The organism is Streptomyces ardesiacus, from assembly GCF_003112575.1.
Taxonomy (GTDB): Bacteria; Actinomycetota; Actinomycetes; order Streptomycetales; family Streptomycetaceae; genus Streptomyces; species Streptomyces ardesiacus.
Genome location: NZ_BEWC01000001.1, coordinates 59507 through 80347, shown reverse-complemented (window position 1 = coordinate 80347; position 20841 = coordinate 59507). Strand labels below are relative to the sequence as shown.

The 20841-nt window shown below is 74.2% G+C and carries 20 protein-coding genes; 13 read left to right on the top strand and 7 right to left on the bottom strand.

Annotated features, from left to right (window positions below; translation table 11 throughout):
* The first annotated feature begins 194 nt into the window (after window positions 1–194).
* Both Sdi02f_RS00375 and Sdi02f_RS00370 read left to right on the top strand, forming a co-directional pair.
* Window positions 195–2660: a helix-turn-helix transcriptional regulator gene (locus Sdi02f_RS00375; RefSeq protein ID WP_159107618.1), complete on the top strand. Its 2466-nt coding sequence runs from the start codon at window positions 195–197 to the stop codon at window positions 2658–2660.
* On the top strand, window positions 2657–5230 hold the full coding sequence (locus tag Sdi02f_RS00370; RefSeq protein ID WP_108932474.1) for a helix-turn-helix transcriptional regulator: 2574 nt from the start codon (window positions 2657–2659) through the stop codon (window positions 5228–5230). The genes Sdi02f_RS00375 and Sdi02f_RS00370 overlap by 4 nt, the downstream gene beginning before the upstream one ends.
* Here Sdi02f_RS00370 and Sdi02f_RS00365 read toward each other — a convergent pair.
* The gene (locus tag Sdi02f_RS00365; protein ID WP_051783603.1) at window positions 5170–5655 is read right to left on the bottom strand and encodes an ATP-binding protein; all 486 of its coding nucleotides are present in this window, start codon (window positions 5653–5655) and stop codon (window positions 5170–5172) included. The genes Sdi02f_RS00370 and Sdi02f_RS00365 overlap by 61 nt on opposite strands.
* Window positions 5656–5804: 149 nt before the next feature.
* Here Sdi02f_RS00365 and Sdi02f_RS00360 point away from each other — a divergent pair, with 149 nt between their 5' ends.
* Both Sdi02f_RS00360 and Sdi02f_RS00355 read left to right on the top strand, forming a co-directional pair.
* Window positions 5805–6638, top strand: coding sequence for a helix-turn-helix domain-containing protein (locus Sdi02f_RS00360; RefSeq protein WP_051908978.1), 834 nt, complete (start codon window positions 5805–5807; stop codon window positions 6636–6638).
* On the top strand, window positions 6635–6880 hold the full coding sequence (locus tag Sdi02f_RS00355) for a DUF397 domain-containing protein (RefSeq protein ID WP_031185137.1): 246 nt from the start codon (window positions 6635–6637) through the stop codon (window positions 6878–6880). Before Sdi02f_RS00360 ends, Sdi02f_RS00355 begins: the two co-directional genes overlap by 4 nt.
* Before the next feature lie 37 nt (window positions 6881–6917).
* Here the strand turns inward: Sdi02f_RS00355 and Sdi02f_RS00350 are convergent, their stop codons facing one another.
* Both Sdi02f_RS00350 and Sdi02f_RS00345 read right to left on the bottom strand, forming a co-directional pair.
* Window positions 6918–7583 (bottom strand): maleylpyruvate isomerase family mycothiol-dependent enzyme, encoded by a 666-nt coding sequence (locus Sdi02f_RS00350; protein WP_108932902.1) that lies wholly within the window; start codon window positions 7581–7583, stop codon window positions 6918–6920.
* Between the two features lie 198 nt (window positions 7584–7781).
* Window positions 7782–8633, bottom strand: a complete 852-nt coding sequence (locus Sdi02f_RS00345; RefSeq protein ID WP_234319824.1) for a LysR family transcriptional regulator — start codon at window positions 8631–8633, stop codon at window positions 7782–7784.
* A gap of 81 nt (window positions 8634–8714) precedes the next feature.
* Here Sdi02f_RS00345 and Sdi02f_RS00340 point away from each other — a divergent pair, with 81 nt between their 5' ends.
* Together Sdi02f_RS00340 and Sdi02f_RS00335 are read left to right on the top strand one after the other, a co-directional pair.
* On the top strand, window positions 8715–9209 hold the full coding sequence (locus Sdi02f_RS00340; protein WP_031185138.1) for a dimethylsulfonioproprionate lyase family protein: 495 nt from the start codon (window positions 8715–8717) through the stop codon (window positions 9207–9209).
* A gap of 65 nt (window positions 9210–9274) precedes the next feature.
* Window positions 9275–9637, top strand: coding sequence for a DoxX family protein (locus Sdi02f_RS00335; protein WP_030403432.1), 363 nt, complete (start codon window positions 9275–9277; stop codon window positions 9635–9637).
* A gap of 21 nt (window positions 9638–9658) precedes the next feature.
* Here the strand turns inward: Sdi02f_RS00335 and Sdi02f_RS00330 are convergent, their stop codons facing one another.
* Window positions 9659–11194, bottom strand: a complete 1536-nt coding sequence (locus tag Sdi02f_RS00330) for an IucA/IucC family protein (RefSeq protein ID WP_030403431.1) — start codon at window positions 11192–11194, stop codon at window positions 9659–9661.
* Between the two features lie 160 nt (window positions 11195–11354).
* Between Sdi02f_RS00330 and Sdi02f_RS00325 the strand changes: the two genes are divergently transcribed.
* The 3 genes from Sdi02f_RS00325 (at window position 11355) to Sdi02f_RS00315 (ending at window position 15006) form a co-directional block, all read left to right on the top strand.
* Entirely contained in the window at window positions 11355–12872 is a 1518-nt protein-coding gene (locus tag Sdi02f_RS00325; RefSeq protein ID WP_030403430.1) for an IucA/IucC family protein, read from the top strand.
* A 62-nt stretch (window positions 12873–12934) separates the two neighbouring features.
* Complete coding sequence (locus Sdi02f_RS00320) at window positions 12935–14200, top strand: VWA domain-containing protein (RefSeq protein WP_030403429.1); 1266 nt, start codon at window positions 12935–12937, stop codon at window positions 14198–14200.
* Entirely contained in the window at window positions 14200–15006 is an 807-nt protein-coding gene (locus Sdi02f_RS00315; protein ID WP_030403428.1) for a hypothetical protein, read from the top strand. The genes Sdi02f_RS00320 and Sdi02f_RS00315 overlap by 1 nt, the downstream gene beginning before the upstream one ends.
* Before the next feature lie 56 nt (window positions 15007–15062).
* On the opposite strand, the gene Sdi02f_RS00310 is transcribed toward Sdi02f_RS00315, so the two are convergent.
* Window positions 15063–15719 (bottom strand): winged helix-turn-helix transcriptional regulator, encoded by a 657-nt coding sequence (locus Sdi02f_RS00310; RefSeq protein ID WP_031185140.1) that lies wholly within the window; start codon window positions 15717–15719, stop codon window positions 15063–15065.
* 87 nt (window positions 15720–15806) lie between these two features.
* On the opposite strand from Sdi02f_RS00310, the gene Sdi02f_RS00305 reads away from it, so the two are divergent.
* Entirely contained in the window at window positions 15807–17015 is a 1209-nt protein-coding gene (locus Sdi02f_RS00305) for a pyridoxal phosphate-dependent aminotransferase (protein ID WP_053663910.1), read from the top strand.
* Between the two features lie 17 nt (window positions 17016–17032).
* On the opposite strand, the gene Sdi02f_RS00300 is transcribed toward Sdi02f_RS00305, so the two are convergent.
* A complete protein-coding gene (locus Sdi02f_RS00300) occupies window positions 17033–17494 on the bottom strand; it encodes a hypothetical protein (RefSeq protein WP_030403425.1) in 462 nt (153 codons plus the stop codon).
* 66 nt (window positions 17495–17560) lie between these two features.
* On the opposite strand from Sdi02f_RS00300, the gene Sdi02f_RS00295 reads away from it, so the two are divergent.
* From Sdi02f_RS00295 to Sdi02f_RS00285, 3 genes are read left to right on the top strand one after another with little or no spacing between them, the layout of a single operon-like run.
* A complete protein-coding gene (locus tag Sdi02f_RS00295; protein WP_030403424.1) occupies window positions 17561–18160 on the top strand; it encodes a histidine phosphatase family protein in 600 nt (199 codons plus the stop codon).
* Window positions 18161–18198: 38 nt separating this feature from the next.
* On the top strand, window positions 18199–18849 hold the full coding sequence (locus Sdi02f_RS00290) for a hypothetical protein (protein ID WP_108932473.1): 651 nt from the start codon (window positions 18199–18201) through the stop codon (window positions 18847–18849).
* 54 nt (window positions 18850–18903) lie between these two features.
* Window positions 18904–19326 (top strand): acyl-CoA thioesterase, encoded by a 423-nt coding sequence (locus Sdi02f_RS00285; protein ID WP_030403422.1) that lies wholly within the window; start codon window positions 18904–18906, stop codon window positions 19324–19326.
* Between the two features lie 36 nt (window positions 19327–19362).
* Here Sdi02f_RS00285 and Sdi02f_RS00280 read toward each other — a convergent pair whose 3' ends face one another.
* Window positions 19363–20751, bottom strand: coding sequence for a nucleobase:cation symporter-2 family protein (locus Sdi02f_RS00280; protein WP_030403421.1), 1389 nt, complete (start codon window positions 20749–20751; stop codon window positions 19363–19365).
* Between the last annotated feature and the right edge of the window lie 90 nt (window positions 20752–20841).

Sequence of the window (20841 nt, the reverse complement as noted above, 5' to 3'; positions counted from 1 at the left end):
ACAACAACGCACACCGCTGTCATATCGTAAGGATTATGTGGTCGCGACGATCGAATCCGGCGCATCCGTATCCCTCGTTACCAGTCTCCCGCTCCCGCTCCCCCCGGACCGGGGCCGTCGCGGGACCGGCCGCGCCGCACGGGCCGTCGGCCTGTCCGGTCCGGGGCGAACACCGCGGCGCGCGCTGCGTGGTGATGCTCGACCCTCCCGGCCACTCCTCGATGGACACCGTCGCCCACCACGTCAGCACCGCGTACGGACGGGAGGCGAACGTACGGCGGGTGGGCTGCCTGCGCGAGACGGCCGGCACCGAACACGCGGTGCTGCGACGCCTGCTCGGGGCACCGCCCTCCGGTCGTGGCGCGCGGTACGCGCCGCACACGGTGGTCTGCGGTCTTCTGGCCCGTGGGCCGCTCGTCCTCGCCATCGGTGACGCGCAGTGGTGCGACGAGGGCACGCTCCGCTTCATCGACGAGCTGATGCGCTCCTCCCACCCCGAGCCGCTGACCGTACTGCTGCACCTTCCGCGCGGCGTGCCCACGCCCGCGGCGGCGGCCTTCCACGAACTGGCGACACGGGACTACTGCACGGTCGTCGACTCCGCCCGCCCGCGGCCGGCCGGGACGACCGCGCCGGCCGCCGAGGACGTGGCCGAACTGGCCCGCAGCGAGCCGCGGCTGCTCGCCGTCGCGCGGGCCGCGGCGGCGCTCCACAGCACCGATCCCGACCTCGTCGGCGCCCTGGCCGGACTCCCGCCCCAGGCGGCCGACCGGCTCCTGGAGGAGGCCGGGACCCGCGGTCTCCTCCCCGGCCCGCTGCCCCTTCGCGGGACCCGCCCCCTGTGGGACACGCTGTCGGAGGGCGAACGGCAGCGGTGGTACGCCCAGGCCGCCGAGATCCTCAACGACGCGGCCGCACCCGTGGAGCAGGTCGCCGACCTGCTGCTGGAGCAGAGCAGGCTGGACCGTCCCTGGATGCGTACCGTCCTCAGGGAAGCGGCGGCGGCGTCCCGGCACCACCGTCCGGCCGCCGCGGTCGCGTACCTCACGCGGCTCCATGCCGCCGGCACCGAGGACGCCGCCGTGCACCTGGACCTGGCCGAGGCACTGGTCGACATCGACCCGTCGGCGGCCCGCGCCCACCTCGCCCGCCTGGCCGGTGCGCCGTCGGGCACGGCGCACCGGCCGATCCGGGACCACGCGGCCGGCCTGCTCCCGTTCGTCGCCCTCATGCTGCACGACTCCCCCGACTCACCGGCCGCGCTCGGCACCCTGCTGCGGCGGACGACGGCCGGCGGACAGGACGCACCACCGGCCGGGCCCGGCCCGCGGGACACGGGCACCGCCCCCGCCGCCCCTGCGGGCCCCGCGTCCTCCACGCCTCCCCCCACCCCCGTCTCGCCCCGACCCGCCGCCTCCGCACGGGCGTTCGCCCGCCCGACCGAGCACCTGGTCCTCGCCGCCCGTGCCCTGCGCACCGCGCTGACCGCCGACGGACCCGAGGCACGGGAGACGGCGGTCGCCGACGCCCGCCGCGTCATCTGGTCCGGACGGCCGCACACCGCCTGGGCCGCGGTCGCCGCGGCGCGGGTCCTCACCCTGGCCGACGACACCGCGACCGCGCTCGACCACCTGCAGCGGATCGTCGCGGACAGCGCCGAACGCGAAGAGCTGTGGGCGGAGTCGCACGCCGCCTCGGTGCGGGCGCTGGTGCTGCTCGACGCGGGCCGGGCGACCGAGGCCGCGGAGGCCGCGTCGGCGGCGTCGCGTCTCGCCGACGCCGAGGGCGCGACCGGGGGAAACCCGCTGGCCACCATCGCCCTCGCCCGCGCCCTGGTCGCCCGGGGCGACCTCGACCGGGCGCAGGAGGCGCTGCGCCGGATCGACGGCCGGCGTCTGGAGGACTGCTTCTGGGAACACCACCACCACCTGACGGCACTGGCCCTGGTCGAACGCGGCCGCGGCCGGCCGGAGCAGGCCCTGCGCCTGCTGGAACGGTGCGGCACGAGTCTCGAGGCGGCCGGTGTGGGCAACCCCGTGTTCACCCTCTGGTGGCTGCACAGCACCGAGTTGCTGATGCTGCTGGACCGGCCGGGCGAGGCCGCGCAGCGGGCGGAGCACGGACAGGAGCTGGCCGAACGCTGGCTGACGCCACGCAGTATGGGGCTCGGTCTGCTGGCCCGGAGCATGGTGGCCGGGCCCTCGGACCGCGTGGAGCTGCTCACCGAGAGCGCCCGGGTCCTCGCCCGCAGCTCCGACCGGCACGCCCACGCCCTGGCCGAACTGCACCTCGGCACGGAGCTGTTGCGGCGCTCGGACCGGGGTGCGCACCCCCGGCTGCGCACCGCGTTGGCGACCGCCGCACGGTGCGGCCTCGGCTCCGTCGCCGACCAGGCCCGGCGGGCACTCCGCTCGGCGGCGGACCGCCACGCCCCGGCCGTGCTCAGCCAGGCCGAACGCCCGGTCGCGGAGCTGGCGGCCGCCGGGAAGTCGAACCGGGCGATCGCGGACACCCTGTGCCTGACCGCCCGCACGGTCGAGTACCACCTGACGAACGTCTACCGCAAGCTCGGTGTCACCGGCCGCGCGGGCCTGACGAAATGGTTCGCGGCCCACCCGTCCCAGCCCGCTTCCGCGCGAGCGCTGGGCGACGCCTCGTGAACACGGCTTCCGTGGCCCCCTGTTCGCCCGCACCGGCCTCCGGGCTCGTGGAGCGGACCGGTGAACTGGCCGTGTGGGAGCGGGCCGTGCGCCGGGCCCTGAACGGCGCGGCCACGACCGTGGTGGTCCGCGGGCGCCCGGGCACGGGGCGCAGCGCCCTGCTGGCGGCGGGCGCCGAACTCGCCCGCCGAGCCGGCCTGCACGTCGTGACGGAGCCCGCACGGGCCCCGGAGACCGGACCGTGGGCACTGTTCACCGACGACGTCCCCACCGGCCCGGTGGCGGAGGCGGCCGGTCCCGTCTCCGACGCGGCCCCGCGGCCCGGGCCCGTGCTGCGGGCGCTCACCGGGGGGTGCGACGCCTCGCTCCCGCTGCCGCCCGACGCCCAGCGGGGCCGCCGGTACGAACTGTCGTCGCGTCCGCTGACCGACCAGGCCGTGGGGGCGCTGCTCGTCCGGGCGTACGGCCGGGAGGCGGCCGACGCGCTCCTGCCGGCCGCGACCGCGGCGACCGGCGGCAACCCGGCGGTCCTGTGCCCGGTGCTGCGGCGGTGGCCCGGCACGCCGCCCGACCCGGACGCGTTCGCCGCGCTCGCCGACCAAGTGGGACGGCACCACCTGCGCACCGTCCTGGCAGGGTCCTCCCCGCAGGCGTCCGCGCTCGTCACGGCGAGCGCGGTGGCCGCGGGCCACTTCTCGTTCCGTCAGGTCGGCGAGCTGGCCGGGCTCACCCCGCCGGAGGGCGAACAGGCCCGCACGGAACCGGCGGTGGCCGGCCTGCTCGGCTCACTCGTCCGTCCCCGGGTGTACGACCCCCTGACAGCGGAACGGCTGCTCGCGCTGCTGGACGCCGACCGGCGCCGACTGCTCCACGAGCGTGCCGTACGGCTGGCACGCCGCGAGGACTTCGCGCCGGAGGTGCTCGGGCTGCTGGTCTCCCGGATCTCGCTGGACGAACCGTGGGTGGCCGACGCGCTCCACGCGGCGGGCACGGCCGCGCGGCGGTCCGGCGACGACGAGACGGCGGTGGTCCTCCTGGACCGCGCCCTCGACCACGCCGCCGCGGCCCGCCCGCCCGCGAAGACGCTGCTGGAGCTGGCGAAGGCGCAGTGGGCGCGGCGGCCCGCGGCGGCCGAGCGCGCGTTCCGGCGGATCCTGCTGGAGGCCGAGGTCCCGGACGACTCCGGGGCGGTGCTGTTCGCCGCCGACATGCTGACCCTGTGCGCCGGGGACGACGCGGCGGCGGCGCTCGGTGCGGCGGCCGCCCGCGCGGGGACGGGAGCGGAAGGGCGGACGCTGCGCGGTCTGCACGCGCTGGCCGTGGAGGCCAGTCCGACGGGGTCGGCACGCGTGGCGGACCTCATCTCCCCGGGCGCGCGGGAGGCCGGGGACGCGCCGGGCTTCGACGCGCCCCGTGCCGCGGCCGGGGCGTGGCGGCACTGTCTGGACGGCCGGCGGATCGGCGAGGCGCGCCGGCTGGCCGGGGCCGTGCTGATCCGGGCGGGCAGGGGCGGGCTGCTCACACCCCGGCTGGTCGCCTCGCGCGTGCTGGCCGTCACCGAGGACGTGGCACCGGCCCGGGCCGAGTCGCTGCGGATCGCGGCCGAGGCCCGGCGGCGCGGGATGCCGCCCGTGGCCGGGCACGCCCTGCTGGACCTCGCCGAACTCGCCCTGCGCACCGGCGAGCCCGAGCGGGCCGGCCAGTGGCTGGCGGAGGCGACCGACGAGGTGCCCCGGCGGGACTGGCATCCGCGGACCCTGGCGAGACTGACCGCGGTGGAGGTGCTCGTCGCCGTCGAGACCGGAAGGACGGACCTGGCGGAATCGGTCCTGGCCCGCCCGGGCCGCCCGCCCGGCCGCGACGAGCACGGTCTGGGCCCCGCCCAGTTGTTGTTCGCCCGGGGCGTCCTGTGCCTGCGCACGGGCCGTCCGTCCGAGGCGAGGGCCTACCTGCGCGAGTGCGGCCGGATGGCACGGGCGCTGGGCTGCGTGAACCCGGCCGTCCTTCCCTGGGGTTCGCACCTGGCCGTCGCGGAGGTGGCCTGCGCCGCCCCGGACACCGCCGGGCGCCTGGTCGCCGAGAGCCTCGCCGCCGCCCGGTCCTGGGGTGCGCCCGGCACGGTCGGGGCGGTGCACCTGTGGTCGGGGCTCGCCCTCTCCGGCCGTGCGGCACTCGTCCACATACGGACCGCGCTCCGTCTGCTGGCCGACATGCCGCCCCGGCGCCTGTACGCCCGCGCGGTGGCGGCCCTGGCCTCCGGCCCGTCCGACACCGGACTGCCGCAGCAGGCGCGCCGCCTGCTCGACGAGGCGGTCGGGCGGGACCGCACCTTCCCGCTCACCGCGGAGGTCGCCGCCCGGCTCACCGCACCACCGGACTCGAACCGGTCCCGGCTGAGCCCGGCCCAGCTACGGGTCGCCCTGCTGGCGGCGAAGGGGTGGTCGAACACGGCCATCTCCCGGGAACTGTCGGTCGGCGTCCGCACGGTGGAGCTCCACCTGACGCACACCTACCGCGCCCTCGGCGTCAACGGCCGCTCCGACCTGCCGGTGGCGCTGGGCCACCCGTGAGGCAGGTCCAGCTCCGCACGGACGGTCTTGCCGACGGGCACGCGGTCGAAGACGCCCCACCGGTCGGCGAGCGCCTCCACGAGCAGCAGCCCGCGCCCGTGCTCGCCCTCCGGTGCCGCCGTGATCTCCGGGCGCCGCTCCCCCCGGCTGTCGGAGACGTCGATCCGCAGCGTGTACGCGTCGAGCCGCAGTCCCACCTCGATGTCCCGCCCCGGCACCCGCCCGTGCGTCACGGCGTTGGCCGCCAGCTCCGCGACGAGCAGGGCGGCCGTGTCCGAGAGCGCCGAGCCGTACGGGACGCCCCAGGTGTCCAGCCGGTGCAGGGCGAGGTGCCGGGCGAGTCGCGCACCGCGCGGGGTCGAGCTGAACCGCTGGACGAACACACGCGCGGTGACCGGGAGTCGGGGGGTGGAGGCTGGTCTCATGCGGCCCATCCCACCTGCGACGTCGCCCTCCCACCAGATCACCGACCGGTACGCACGGTGAGCGTACGGGTGCGGACGGTGGACAGTAGGAGTAACCGTCCGTGACCATGGGCCCGTTGAACGGGTGTGACGGGTGGGAGGTGTCCCGGATGACGGACGGTACGGGCGGCGCGGGTGAGCCGGAGGCGTCGGACAGCCTCAAGGCGTTCGGCGAGGTCGTCAAGGCCTTCCGCAAACGGGCGGGGCTGACCCAGGAGGAGTTCGCGCCACGAGTGCGGTACTCGGTGCCGACGGTGGCCTCCATCGAGCAGGGGCGGCGGTTCCCTCCGGGGGACTTCGTGACCCGCGCCGAGGAGGTCCTCGAAGCGTTCGGCGCGCTGCGAGGTGCGGCACGGCATCTGTCGCGGCAACCGGGGCTGGCGAGCTGGTTCCGCCAGTGGGCGCGGTTCGAGGCGGAGGCGGTGAGTCTGTATACGTATGAATGCCGCCTGATTCCGGGCCTGTTGCAGACCGAGGCGTACGCGCGCACGCTGTTCACCAACCAACTGCCGCCACTCAGCGACGACCAGGTCGAGGCCCAGTGGGCGGCACGAGCGGAACGACAGCGCCTGTTGAGGGAGCGGCCGAACACGGCGTTCAGCTTCATTCTGGAGGAGCACATGTTCCTGCGGCGCATGGGCGGGGCGGAGGTCACGCGGGAGCTGATCGACCACCTGCTGGGACTGGCCGAGCTGCGAAACGTCGAGGTGCAGCTGATGCCCCTGGTGCGGAACGCGCACGCAGGGTTGGACGGCCCGATGCAGCTCCTGGAGACGCCCGACGCGCGCTGGTTCGCGTACAACGAGGGTCAGCGCGGGGGCATGTTCGTCCCCGAGCGGAAGGAGGTCAGCGTCCTCCAGATGAGGTATGCCAGGATGCGGTCACAGGCTCTCTCCCTCGACGACTCCCTGAGCCTGTTGCAGCAGATGCGAGGAGCCTCATGAGCACTACGGAACTGGTCTGGTTCAAAAGCTCGTACAGCAGCGGCGGCGACGGCGACTGCGTCGAGGTGGCCCTGTCCTGGCACAAGTCCAGCTACAGCAGCGGCAGTCAGGGCGACTGCGTCGAGGTGGCGTCCTGCCCCGGCACCGTTCACGTCCGTGACTCCAAGGCGCCGCACGGCAACCGGCTCGCCGTCTCCCCGGAGGCATGGACCCGCTTCCTCACGTACACGGCCCACTCCTGAGCGACCCGCCCCGGAGCTGTCCCGGGGCGGGCCCCACTCATGACGTGCCGCAGCGCCCGCGCAGCAGTTCCACGCCCTCGCCCTCCAGGTCGTCGCAGTACGCCTCGCGGCCGGTCATGGCCATCACCAGGGCCGTGGTCGGGCCGGACACCACGGGCCCGGAACCGGTCGTGAACGTGCTGTCGGTCGCGGTGAGCCGCAGCCCCGCGATCCGCTTCCTGGCGACGACCACCATGTCCGAGCCCTGGTAGTACTCGGCCACCCGCGTGATCACGTCGATCGGGTAGGCGCGGTGGATGCCCAGGGGGCGTCGTATGTCCTCGCCGTGGACCAGGGTCTCGCCCAGCATGGCGACGGGGGGCAGGGGCGGCTTGGTCGTGCTCGCCACCACGCGCCGGAACCGTTCCAGGGTCTCGGCCGGATCCGCGCCGAGCTGCTCGGCCAGCCGCACGGCCACCTGCTTGTCGAAGTCGAACCGGCAGCGGATCACCCCCGCCAGCCAGCGGACCGTGTTGAGGCTCGCGCCGGCCGTGAGGTGGGCCAGGACCTCGCGCACGGTCAGGCCGCGGCACAGCGACGGCGTCGTCCACCGGTCGTCGGTCAGCTTTTCCAGGTCGGCCGCGAGCGCCGCGCGTTCCGTGTGGATCGAGGGCCAGACGCCGGCCCCTCGGTCGCGTCCCGCGGTCGGCTTCGGGTCAGTCATGCGGGTCATGCGGGGAGGTCTCCTGTCACGAGTCGGGCTCCGGGTCACCTGAGACCTCCGCCGGTGGGTGAACTCATCGGAGACGACGCACCCGGAGGTGAGGGACGCCCCGAACCGCGACGGACCGGGGAACCAGTGCGGCCCGAGAGCCGCGGCGTCGGTCGTGTTCACGAGCCGCGGCGGCACCGCTTCGGCTGCTCAAGGCAGGTACGCGGCTGTCGCGGTCCTGACGAAGGACCGGATCAACGGGTTGGTGTCACCTCTGTTCCACGCCACCACCACTCGGCTCGGCTCCATGTCGGTCAGCGGCACCACGGCCAGGTCCGCGGGCAGGTCGTGACCGAGCGGGGCCAGACCGACCGTACCGTTCCACAGCACGGCCTGCAGGCATTCCTGGACGGCCCGCACCGTCGGTCCCTCGCGCGGCCTGCCGCCGTTCCAGTACGACTGCCAGACGGGGTCGGTGCCCTGCGGGAACTGGAACCAGCGGCGGTCGTCCAGCTCGGCCAGCCGGAGCTGATCGCGGCCGGCCAGCGGATCGTCGGCGCGCAGGACCACCCCGACCGGGTCGGTCCGCAGCGCACGCACCGTCAGGGCGGTCTCGTCGAACGGCGCCCGGGTCAGGGCGACGTCGACCAGTCCGGCGCGCAGCCCGCACGTGGGGTCGCTCAGATCGGCGTCGCGGACGCGGATGCCGACGCCGGGATGGCTTCGGCGATAGACGGCAGCCAGCCTCGACACACCCGGGTCGGCGCCGTCGCCCAGGATGCCGACGGTGAGGGACGCGACGCCGGCCGCCGCTCTCACGCGCACACGGACGCGGTCGGCGTGGTCGAGGAGGGCCCGCGCCTCGTCGAGCAGCACCGTGCCCACCGGAGTGAGCGCGACGCCGGTGGACGAGCGGGAGAACAGCAAAGCCCCGGCCTCCGCCTCCAACTGCTTGATCGCCCGGCTCAGCGGCGGCTGGCTCATGTGCAGTCGGGCGGCGGCCCGGCCGAAGTGGCGTTCCTCGGCGACGGCCACGAAGTAGCGCAAGGTCCGTAGCTCCACGCTGCAACGATACCCAGCGGGTATCGGCGATGCGGAACGGGTTTTGGACACCGGCGGGGCGTCGGCGGTGCACTCGTGACCATGACCGAAGAAGCAGGAACCAACGAGCCGCAGGCCGACTCCGCCGTATCGGTGGTGGGTCCCGGCGAGGGCGAGACGATCGTTCTGGGCACCACGCGCATGCGCGTCCTGGAGGACGGCAGCCACACCGGCCACCGCCTCGCGATCGCGGAGTCCGTCCTCGCCCCGCACACCCAGGGGCCGCCCCAGCACCGCCACTCCCAGCACGACGAGGGTTTCTACGTCCTCTCCGGCACCGTGCGGTTCACCGTGGGGAACGAGGAGTACGACGCCACCACGGGCACGCTCGTGATGGTTCCGCCCGGCACCCCGCACACCTTCGCCAACCTTTCCGACCAGCCCGTCGTCATGCTCAGCACCTTCACCCCCGACTTGTACGTGCAGTACTTCCGGGACCTGGAGAAGGTGCTCGCCGGTGGCCGGCCACCGACACCGCGGGACACCGCCGACGCGATGAGCCGCTACGCGACCGAGCCCGCCACCGACCTCGCCTGACGCCCCCGGGACAGCACGTACGCAATCGACGGGCCCCGCGAACCGGTGGCCCATGAACGGGAACCATGAACATCGCCTATTGGGCAGTCGCGGGACTGCTCGCCCTCTTCTCCTTCTACTCCGGTGCGCTGAAGGTGAGCCGGAGCCGCGATCGGCTCCGCCCGATGATGGCCTGGGTCGATCGTGTGCCCTTGCCCGTCCTCAGGGCGCTGGGGGCGGTCGAACTCCTCGGTGCGACCGGCCTGGTCCTCCCCCGGCTGACCGGCATCGCCCCCTTGCTGGCACCGGCCGCGGCCATCGGCTTCGTCCTCCTGCAGGCGGGTGCGATCACCGTCCACCTGACCGGCGAGGACCGCCGGATCACGCTCAACGTCGGGCTCGCCGCCACGGCGGCCGTGACTGTCTGGCTGGGGCTGGCCACCTCGTAGGACGCACCGTCCCCGGGGCCTTCACCCCGGTGCCCCGCGCAGCGGGTTGGCCAGCGGCCGGTAGCGGGCGGCGGCGCCGTCCGCGCCGGTCCAGCGCAGCAGGAGGTTGGTCTTGGCGGGGAGGGCGGGGGCGGTGAGCAGGGCGGGGATCTCGGGCAGGTCGTGGCGGGCCAGGGCGCGGCGGACGGCGGGCCAGGGATCGAGGCCGGGGTGGTGTTCGGCGAGCGCGGCGGCGACCTCGTACAGGTGGTTGACGACCAGGCAGTAGACCAGGCGTTCCCAGCCGGCCGCCCGGGGTGTGTCCGGCAGCAGTTTGACGCCCTCCGCGTCCCGGAAGAGCGCCTGCACGGGGACGCCCGCCGCGTCCACGGCGACCAGGGTGTTCTGGAGGTGCGCCTCCAGGACGACGCCGTCGTCGGCGAAGGCGGTCAGGACGGGCGGGACGACGGCGGCGAGGTACGCCTCCCACCAGGCCGCCGGGTCCGGGCTGGCCGCCAGCGGGCTGCCGGGGAAGCCCTCCACGAGCGCGGCGGCCAGGAGCGGGGTCGCGCCGGGCACGAGGTGGTCGCGCACTCCGTCGCGGACGACCACGGCCAGTTCCTCGAAGGCGAAGTCCGCGGTGCGGTGGCCGCGGTCGCCCAGCCACGCGGCGGGGGGCTGGAGGGAGGCGAAGGCCTCGGTGACGGCCGTGTCGGTGCGGCGCAGCCGCATGAGGTCGTGGCGCCACAGGCGGCGGATGTCGTTGGTGATGCGCACGTCGAGGCTGAACTTCAGGAACAGGTCCCGTCCCGGCGGGTACTCGGGCGCGTACACGGTACGGACCGCGGCCGTCGGCCAGACGAAGAAGCCGGTCGTGCCCACCCGGACGAGGCGCCCGTCGGCGAAGGCGGGGGCGAGGGCCGGGGCCGTCAGTTCGAGCTGCCAGGGGTGGGCGGGCAGCAGGCGGTAGCCGGGCGGGGCCTTGCCGAGGGCGTCCAGGGCGGCGGTGTCGCCCTCGTCGACGACGGTGTCCTCGCGCACGCCGAGCAGCACCAGCGGGAAGCGGGCGTACGCCTCGGGCGCGTAGGGCAGCCAGCCGGCCTGCGGGCCGCCGCCGCGCGCCTTGGGGGCGGGGTGGTGGGTGTGGCCGGTGAGCAGCGACTGCTCGGAGCGGAGGTAGGTGTCCGCGGGCGGGGTGGCACGCGCGCGTGCCGTCAGCAGCGCGGCCACCGCGTCGCGGCTGTCGGTGATCTCAGTGGGCAGCTCGTGATTGGACACCCCGGTGTGCCGCCGCAGTGCGTCGGCGACGAGTTTCACCAGTTCGGCATGGTCGACGCGGTGCCAGCCGTCCGCCGTGCGGACCTCCGGCTCGGCGGGCCTGCGTCCCCGCCGCACCCGCAGCAGTCTGCCGCCGGGCAGCCGGTAGACGGGGCGGGCGCCGGGATGGGGGAGCGGTTCGGCCACCTCGCGCAGCAGGCAGTTGAGCAGCGGTACGGCCGCGTACGCGTCGGCGCGCCGCGCCGCGTCGTCCCGGGAGTCGGCGCCGGCGGGCGGGGGCAGGAGATCCACGCGTTCCACTCGTTCCCTACGGTCGGTCGATGGCGGAGAGGAGGACGGAGACGATCAGGACGATCAGTATGTCTCTCGTCGTGCGAGCGGTCGTGCCGCGCGTCATGACCGTCGTCCGCCCTCCGCCGTGCCGCCGTCCCACCCGTACCCGTACCCGAGGAGCCAGCCCGTGCACCGTCCCCCCAGTGCGGCGACCGAGGTCGCCGGCGAGCTGGCGGCCGCCCGTCCCGGTCTGGTCGCCCGGTTCACGGCCGAGCTGCCCGGCGCCCGCGCGGCCGTGCTGACCCGGCTGTGGCGCGCCCTCGCCTTCGAACCGCTGCCCTGGATCGAGGGCCGGGAGCGGGCCGGGGACACGGTCGTCCTGCGCCTGCGGGACGGCCGCCGGCTGACCGGTCCGGCCGCCGATCCGTACCGCACGGACGCGTACGTCCCGGTCGTGCGGCTGGACGAGGCCGCTTACGACGACCCGGAGCGGCTGATGACCGACCTGGCCGTACCGCACGCGGCGGGCTTCACCCGGGAACTGGGCCACAGCGCCGCGTCGTTGGCGCTGTCGCGGGCGGGGCAGCCCCGGGCGGGGGCGCGGGAGAATCACCCGGACGAGTGGCCGGACAGCGACTGGGGCTGGGAGCGGCGGGTGGTCGACGGGCATCCGTACCACCCCGGCTGCCGTGCCCGGCCGGGCTTCTCGGTGGCGGAGCAGCTCGCGTACGGGCCCGAGCACGGGCCGGTGGTGGGGCTGGGGCTGGTGCCGGTCGCGGCGGCGGAGTGCCTGGTGGCGGGGGCGTGGCCGCGGGAGCTGCGGGACGGGGCGCGGGTGCTGGTGCCGGTGCATCCGTGGCAGGCGGCCCATGTGCTCGACCGGCCTCGTCTGGCGTGGCGCGACGCGCATCCGCTGATGCCCCTGCGGACCCTCGCCGTGCCCGGCGGCCCCCACGTCAAGACCGCGCTGAGCGCCCGGCTGACCTCCTCGGTGCGGGACATCTCCGTCGCCTCGGTCGCCGCGTCGGCGGACCTGTCGTCGTTCGGGGAGGACCTGGCGGCGCGCACGGGCGGCCTGCTCCACGTGACCCGTACGCTGGGCGCGGCCACCGCCCACTCCCCCGACCTGGCCGCCGTACTGCGCGAGTCGCCGCGGGAGTACGCGGGGCCGGGCGAGCACGTGGTCCCGGTGGCGGCGCTGGCGACCACCGGCCTGCCCCGTTCCCCCGCGTGGTCGGCGGCGTTCGCCCGTCTCGCCCTCACCGTCGGGCTGCGCGCGCTGGAGCTGGGCGTGGCCCTGGAGGCGCACGGCCAGAACCTGCTGGTCGTGCTGTCCGCCGCGGGCGCTCCCCTGCGTCTGGTCTACCGCGACCTGGCCGACATCCGCGTCTCCCCGGCCCGTCTGGCCCGGCACGGCATCCCGGTCCCGCACCTGCCCGACCGGGTGCTCACCGACGAACCCGTGGCGCTGCGCCGGAAGTTGTTCGGCTCGCTGGTGGGCGGCGCGCTGGCGGCGACGGCCGGTTCGGGACCGGCGTTGTGCGGGGTCCTGGAGGCGGTGATGCCCCAACTTCCGGACACCGAGGACCTCGTGGCCCTGCGCGAGGGTCCGCTTCCGGTGAAGGCGCTGACGTTGATGCGGACTTCGCCGGGAACACCGGGGGACCTGTGGACGGAGCTGCCCCATCCCCTGCGGTACGGGTGACGTCGCGGTGTCCGCACGGTCTCGTTTTGGAGCGCGGCGCCACTGATCAATAGGATCCGCCGATGATCACAAGAACACGGCTGGCGGCGGGTACCTGTGCCCTGCTCGCCGCGCTGGCGGCCGGGATGGCGTTCCCGGCCGGGGCGGTCGCCGGTGAACCCACGGGTGAGGACGCGCCGAAGGTCGACCTCGTGCTCGACGTCAGCGGTTCGATGCGGACCCGGGACATCGACGGCGGCACGCGCATGGCCGCGGCGAAGCAGGCGTTCAACGAGGTGCTCGACGCGACACCGGAAGAGGTGCAGCTCGGCATCCGCACGCTGGGCGCCGACTATCCGGGCGACGACCGCAAGACCGGGTGCAAGGACACCGCGCAGCTCTATCCGGTGGGCCCGCTGGACCGCACCGAGGCGAAGACGGCGGTGGCCACCCTCTCGCCCACCGGGTGGACGCCGATCGGCCCCGCGCTGCTGAAGGCGGCCGACGACCTCGACGGCGGCAACGGCTCCAAGCGGATCGTGCTGATCAGCGACGGCGAGGACACCTGCGCCCCGCTCGACCCGTGCGAGGTGGCCCGCGAGATCGCCGCCAAGGGCATCGGGATCACTATCGACACGCTGGGTCTGGTCCCCAACACCAAGCTGCGTCAGCAGCTCAGTTGCATCGCCGAGGCGACCGGCGGCACCTACACCTCGGTCGCGCACGCGGACGAACTGACGGACAAGGTCAACCAGTTGGTGGACCGCGCGGCCGACCCGGTGGTGACGCCGGTCGCCACCGAGGGCGCCGACGCGTGCGCGAAGGCGCCGACGCTGAAGTCCGGGCTGTACACCGACCGCGAGGAGTTCGGGCAGCAGCGCTGGTACCGGGTGGACGTGGAACCGGGCCAGGAGCTGCGCGCCTCCGTGAGCGTGGGCGCCGACCGGGCCGTGAACCCGTCCTACGGGGTGCTGCTGCGCGCGGTGACGGTGCACGGCCGGGAGATCGTGCGCGGCGAGGCGGCGGGCAACGGCCGTACCGACGTGCTCTCGACGGGCCTGCGCTATCCCAAGGCGGAGAGCGACGAGGAGGACGCCCCGGCCGAGACCGTGTGCCTCCAGGTCACCAACTCCTTCTCCGTCGCCTCCGGTGTGAAGACCACGCCCGGTCTGCCGCTGGAGCTGACCGTCGACGTCGTGGACGGTCCGAACGACTCCGCCGACGTGGCCGCCTTCGGCCTCGGGCGCGGCTGGTGGCTGCTCGGCCTGCTGGTGCTGGTCGGCTTCGTCGCCGGTCTGCTGTGGGGCTGGCTCTCGCGCTGGCGGTTCGCGATCTGGAGGACCAACTGATGCGTTTCACCCGAGCGTTGACGGCGGCCGTGGTGCTGCTCGGCCTCGCCGCGGCACCCGCCGCGGCCGACGCCTCGCCCTCCGCGAGCCCGTCCCCGGACGGTGGCGCGCCGACCACGGCGGGCACGTCCTTCCGCACGGCCGCCGAGTTCGAGCAGGGGCAGACGGCCACGGCCAACGGCGCCGCGGGCGACTACCTGTACTGGTCGTTCCCCGCGGACGCGGAGCAGCGTCCCACCGTGAAGGCCACGGTGAAGCTGCTCGAGACGCACGCCCCGCAGACCTGGCGGGTCGACGTGTACGACGGTCTGCGCCGCCGCCAGGCCTGCCAGTGGGGCGCCCAGACCCGCACCGCGGACGCGCGCACCTCCTCCCTGGAACTGGCCTGCGTCCTGCGCACCGTGCGCGCCTGGTCCGAGCCGTGGTCCAACGACCCGCTGCCGGGCACGTACTACCTCCGGCTGACGGCGGTGAACGTGCCGGCCTCCGACCTCGGCATGCCGGTCTCCGCCGAGGTCCGGGTGGAGTCCAAGGACATCGGCGGCGCCGCGGCGGTGGACGGTTCGCTGGCCGAGCCGCTGGTGCCGGGCATCGCGGTGACCTCCGGTGACGGCAAGGGCGACGAGGACGACAAGAGCGCCGTCCTGTCCGCCATCGAGCCGGAGGACGGCTGGTCGTCGGGCTGGTGGTCGGACCGCTGGGTGTGGAGCGGGATCGGGGCCGTGCTGGCCGCGCTCGCGGGCATCGGCGGATACGCGCTGACCCGTGGTTCGGGACGGCCGTCCCGGGTGCCGCCCGGCGCCTGACGCGCCCTCGCCCACCGTGTCACCGGGAGGCCCGCTTCGGCGGGCCTCCCGCCGTTTCAGCCCTCCCTGAGCGCCTTGGCCGCGGCGCCGTCGCCGGTGACGACGACACGGCCGTCGCGCACCGCGTCCCGCAGGCCCGTCCCGCCCCGGCCGAGGGCGGCGCAGGTCCCGGCGTCCAGCACGAGCCGGGCGTCGGGCTCCCCGGGCGCCGGCCCGTCGCCGTACACCGGACGGCCCTCCCCCTCGGCACCGGCACCGGCGTACAGATGGAAGTCCCCCTCCTCCAGCCGCACTTCGACGAGTCCCTCGGTCACCCCGGCCTCCCGCAGGGCCCGCAGCAGCGGCAGCGCGAACCAGTGCGCCCGTACGGCGTCGGTGGGCCGCCGCTCCCCCAACTCGCCCGCGCCCCACGTGCCGAGCGCCTCCAGGACCGGCAGCAGGGACCGTCCCCGCGCGGTGAGTTCGTAGACGGAGACCGCGCCGGGCGGGGGCAGCCGGCGCCGGGTCGTCAGCCCGTCGCGCTCCATGTCCCTGAGCCGCGAGGCGAGGACGTCCGTGCTGACGCCGGGCAGGTCGGCGTGCAGGTCGGTGTAGCGCCGCGGACCGGCGAGAAGCTCCCGGACGATCAGCAGGGTCCAGCGGTCGCCGACGGCGTCGAGCGCGCGGGCGGCGGAACAGTACTGGTCGTAGCTACGGCGAGGACGAGGTGACATGCGACGCAGTGTAGACAAGTTGTTGGACTTTCCAAGCTGCTACTTGGTAAAACCAAGCAACACCAGATTCCGGAGGGGAAGCCGCGCATGGAGTTCCGGCAGTCGAACAAGCTCAGCGAGGTCTGTTACGAGATCCGCGGCCCGGTCATCGAGCACGCCAACGCGCTGGAGGAGGCGGGCCACAGCGTCCTGCGCCTCAACACCGGCAACCCGGCCCTCTTCGGCTTCGAGGCGCCGGAGGAGATCGTCCAGGACATGATCCGCATGCTCCCGCAGGCGCACGGCTACACGGACTCGCGCGGCGTCCTCTCCGCCCGCCGGGCCGTCGCCCAGCGCTACCAGGCCCTCGGCCTGGAGGTCGACGTGGACGACGTGTACCTGGGCAACGGCGTCTCGGAGCTGATCTCCATGGCCGTCCAGGCCCTGCTGGAGGACGGCGACGAGGTGCTGATCCCCGCCCCCGACTTCCCCCTCTGGACGGCGGTGACCACCCTCGCGGGCGGCAGGGCGGTGCACTACCTCTGCGACGAGCAGGCGGAGTGGTACCCGGACCTGGCCGACATGGAGTCGAAGATCACCGACCGCACCAAGGCGGTCGTCATCATCAACCCCAACAACCCCACGGGCGCCGTCTACCCCAAGGAGATCGTCGAGGGCATCCTCGACCTCGCCCGCCGGCACGGCCTGATGGTCCTCGCCGACGAGATCTACGACCAGATCCTGTACGACGACGCGGTGCACCACTCGGCCGCCGCCCTCGCCCCGGACCTGGTGGTGCTGACCTTCTGCGGCCTGTCCAAGACCTACCGGGTGGCGGGCTTCCGCTCCGGCTGGCTGGTGGTGACCGGGCCCAAGCAGCACGCCAGGGACTACCTGGAGGGCCTGACCATGCTGGCCTCCATGCGGCTGTGCGCCAACGCGCCCGCCCAGTACGCCATCCAGGCCGCGCTCGGCGGCCGCCAGTCCATCCGCGAGCTGACCGCACCCGGCGGACGGCTGCGCGAACAGCGGGACGTGGCCTGGGAGAAGCTCAACGAGATCCCCGGCATCTCCTGCGTCCGCCCCAAGGGCGCGCTGTACGCCTTCCCGCGCATCGACCCGGCGGTCCACAAGATCCACGACGACGAGCGCTTCGTCCTGGACCTGCTGCTCCGCGAGAAGATCCAGGTCGTCCAGGGCACCGGCTTCAACTGGCCGAGCCCCGACCACTTCCGCATCCTGACCCTGCCCCACGCGGAGGACCTGGAGGCGGCCATCGGACGCATCGGGCGGTTCCTGAGCGGATACCGGCAGTAGAGGCGCGCGCCGGGACCTCAGAACCGGGACAGGATCTGACGGACCGGGTGGCCGAGCGCCTCGGCGACCCGGGCCAGTTCCCTCGCGCTGAGCGGGCCCCGCTCCGGACAGAGCACGTCGATCTCGAACCGGGCGAAGCCGCACGGCCAGTCGTACACCAGGTCGTTGAGGGAGGTCTCAACCCCGCAGCAGGGCGGCGCGGCGCCCAGCGTGGTGAAGCCCTCCTCCTGCCGGAGCGTCACCTCCCGCCCCCACCACCGCATGCTCAGGTCCGCCCCGCATCCCGGGCAGCGGATGCGCTCCAGGTTCTGTCCGCAGGTGACGACCTCGACCGTGTCGTGCCAGGTGACCTCCTGCTCTCCCCCTCCGTCCCGGTCGGGAAGGAGCGCGGCCACGACCGCCGCGGCCCGCTCGGCCGCCTCCTCGGCGGGCTGCCACCAGGGGTCGGTCGGTATCACGGTCAGGTAGTCGTCACTCACGGGGTTCACTGAAGCAGACGCCACTGACAGAGGGCCGGGGCGAACGGCCCGCCGTAGCCTGGAGGCATGGGTGATCTTTTTCTGGTCCGGCACGGCGAGACCGAGTGGTCGCGGTCCGGGCGGCACACCGGGCTGACGGACGTTCCGCTGACCGAGAAGGGGCGGGAGCAGGCGCGGAGCCTGGTGCCGCTGATCCGGTCCCACCGGATCGGGGCCGCCTTCGTGAGCCCCTTCCAGCGGGCCCGGGAGACGGCCGAGCTGATCGGGCTGCACGAGGTGCGCGTCGAGCCGGACCTGCACGAGTGGGACTACGGCGGCTACGAGGGGATCACGACCGTCGAGATCCACCGGAGCCGGCCGGACTGGTTCCTGTTCACGGACGGGGTCGCGCCCGGGCCGCCGGACCACCCCGGGGAGACGCCCGAGCAGGTGGGTGAGCGGGCCGACCGGGTGCTGGCCACGGTGGAGGCCGCGTTCGCCGACACCGAGGGGTGCGTCGTACTGGTGGCACACGGGCACTTCCTGCGCGTGCTGACCGCCCGGCACCTGGGTCTTCCGGCGTCGCACGGGGCGCTGTTCCAACTGGGCACCGGCACGCTGTGCCGGCTGGGCACCGAGCACGGGCGGCCGGTGATCGCCGCCTGGAATGTCAGACCCCCGTCGTAGTCTTCGAAGGCGTGACCGTTGGGGGAAGGAGGGACGCCGTGGCACTGTCGCCCACCGCCGCGCAACGGCGGATCATCGCCGCCGCCGATCCCGTCACCGGGCGCCTGAGGGGCGCGGAGGCGCAGCTCACGGCGCTGGTGAAGCGCGGGCTCGCCTTCCGGCATCCGCGGCCGCCGCACGACCACTTCCTGACCCCGGCCGGGCACCGGATACGGGAGGCGGCCGAGGCGCCGGACGAGCCGGGGGTGCCCGCCGTACCGGACGCCGGGGCCGCCGGAGGCGTGTTCGCCGCACGGGTCGGCGGGGAGGAGGCCGCGCCGGGCGGCGATGCGGGGCCCGCACGGCTGCGGGAGGTGCGCGGCGCCTGGCAGGGGCTGCTGGAGCTGCGCCGGATGACACATCCCGACGGGAGCACGGACCGGCCGTGCGCGTGGGAGCGGTCTCACCTCGTACGGGCCGCGGCGCTCGCCCTGGAGGCGGCCGGGCACCGTCCGGCGGGCCCCGACGGCACCGGCGGATACCGGGTGCGGGCCACGCCGCAGCCCGAGGCCGTCGCCGTGCACGCGCCGGACGGCGCCGCGCTGCGGGACTGCGCGGCGACGCTGGAGCGGGCGGGCTGGCAGACCGGGGAGCACACCGAGCCGCGCACGCGGGCCCGTTATCTGCTGGCCTCCCCGCGGAAGGTGTGACGCCCGCATGTCAGGATCGGTACGTCCGTCCACGTGGGAAGAGAGGCAGCAGCAGTGAGCGAGCCGTTTTCCGTACCGGTGACCGTCCGCGGGTACGAGACCGACACCCAGGGCCACCTGAACCAGTCGGTGTACCTCAACTACGCCGAGCACGCCCGCTGGTCGCTGCTCCGGGCCGCGGGGATCAGCCAGGCCGGGCTGGTCGCCGGCGGGATCGGACCGGTGGCCCTGGAGACGACCATCCGGTTCCGGCGTGAGCTGCTCGCCGGGGACGAGGTCTCGGTGTCCTGTGTGTTCGAGTGGGGCGAGGGCAAGACCTTCCGGATCCGTCAGGTCGTCACCAAGGCCGACGGCACCGTCGCCGCCGAGGTCGAGGCCGTCGGCGGCCTGATGGACCTGACCGAGCGCAGACTGGTACCGGACCCGCGGCAGCGCTTCAAGGAACTGGCGACGGAGCCGGGCCTGTTCGGTCTGTAGGCCCGGCCCCCGCCACCACGGTCGCGGTCCCCGGCGTTACGGCATCGCCGCCGCCCGGGACGACTCGCTGATCTCGTCGCCCGCCTCCATCGGGTGGGTGACGTCCTCCGCGTCGCGTTCCCGGCCGCCGATGTGGTTGAAGACCAGGTTGAGCAGGACGGCGGCCACGCAGCCGGTGGAGATGCCCGAGTCGAGGATGATCCGCGCGTTCTCCGGGAACGAGTGGTAGAAGTCCGGCGCCGCGATCGGGATGATGCCGACGGCCAGGGACACCGCCACGATCAGGACGTTGTTGTCCTTGTCCAGGCTCGCCCGGACCAGCGTCTGGATGCCGCTGGCCGCGACCGAGCCGAAGAGGACCACGCCGGCGCCGCCCAGGACCGGGCGGGGGACGACGGCGATGAGCGAGGCGGCCATCGGACACAGGCCCATCAGGACCAGGAAGCCGCCGCCTGCCGCGACGACGAAGCGGCTGCGGATCTTCGTCATCGCGACCAGGCCGATGTTCTGGGCGAAGGCGCTGCACATGAAGCCGTTGAAGACCGGGCTGAGGGCCGAGCCCAGGGTGTCGGCGCGCAGGCCGGCGGCGATGGTCTTCTCGTCGGCCGGACGCTCGACGATCTCGCCGAGGGCGAGCATGTCGGCCGTGGACTCGGTCATCGAGACCACCATCACCACGCACATGGACAGGATCGCGGCGATCTGGAACTGCGGGGCGCCGAAGTGGAAGGGGGTGGGGAAGCCGACCACACTGGCGTCCGCGACCGGGCCGAAGTCAGTGACGCCGAACGGGATCGCGACGACGGTGCCCGCGATCAGGCCGAGCAGTACGGCGATCTGCTTGACGAAGCCCCGGGTGAAGCGGCGCAGCAGCAGCACGATGACGAGGGTGATCCCGGCCAGGCCGAGGTTGGTCGCCGAGCCGAAGTCGTCCGCCGTGGGACTCGGTCCCTGGGCCCAGCCGAAGGCGACCGGCAGCAGGGACACGCCTATGAGCGTGATGACGGTGCCGGTGACGACCGGCGGGAAGAAGCGGATCGCCTTGCAGAAGACGGGCGCGGCGAGGAAGCCGAGGATTCCGGCGACGATGACCGCGCCGAAGATGATCGGCAGCGCGTCGGACTTGTCGTCGGTGGAGGCGACGACCGCGGTCATGGGGGCGACACCGGCGAAGGTGACGCCGTTGACGAAGGGCAGCCGGGCACCGATCTTCCAGATGCCCAGCGTCTGCAGGAAGGTGGCGAGGCCCGCGGTGAACAGGCAGGCGCCGGTGAGGAAGGTCAGTTCGGTGGCGCTCAGGCCGATGGCCGCACCGACGATCAGGGGCGGGGCGACGACCCCGGCGTACATGGCGGCCACGTGTTGCAGGCCGGTCGTCGCCATCTTCAGCGGCGGGAGTTTCTCGTCAACAGGGTGGTCGGCCACGGCGGCGTTCCTCCGGTCGGTTGCACGTCGGCTCTGACGTGGGTGTCAAGGAGGTGGTGCGGGTGGTGGTCGTGCGGGACCCGGACGGGC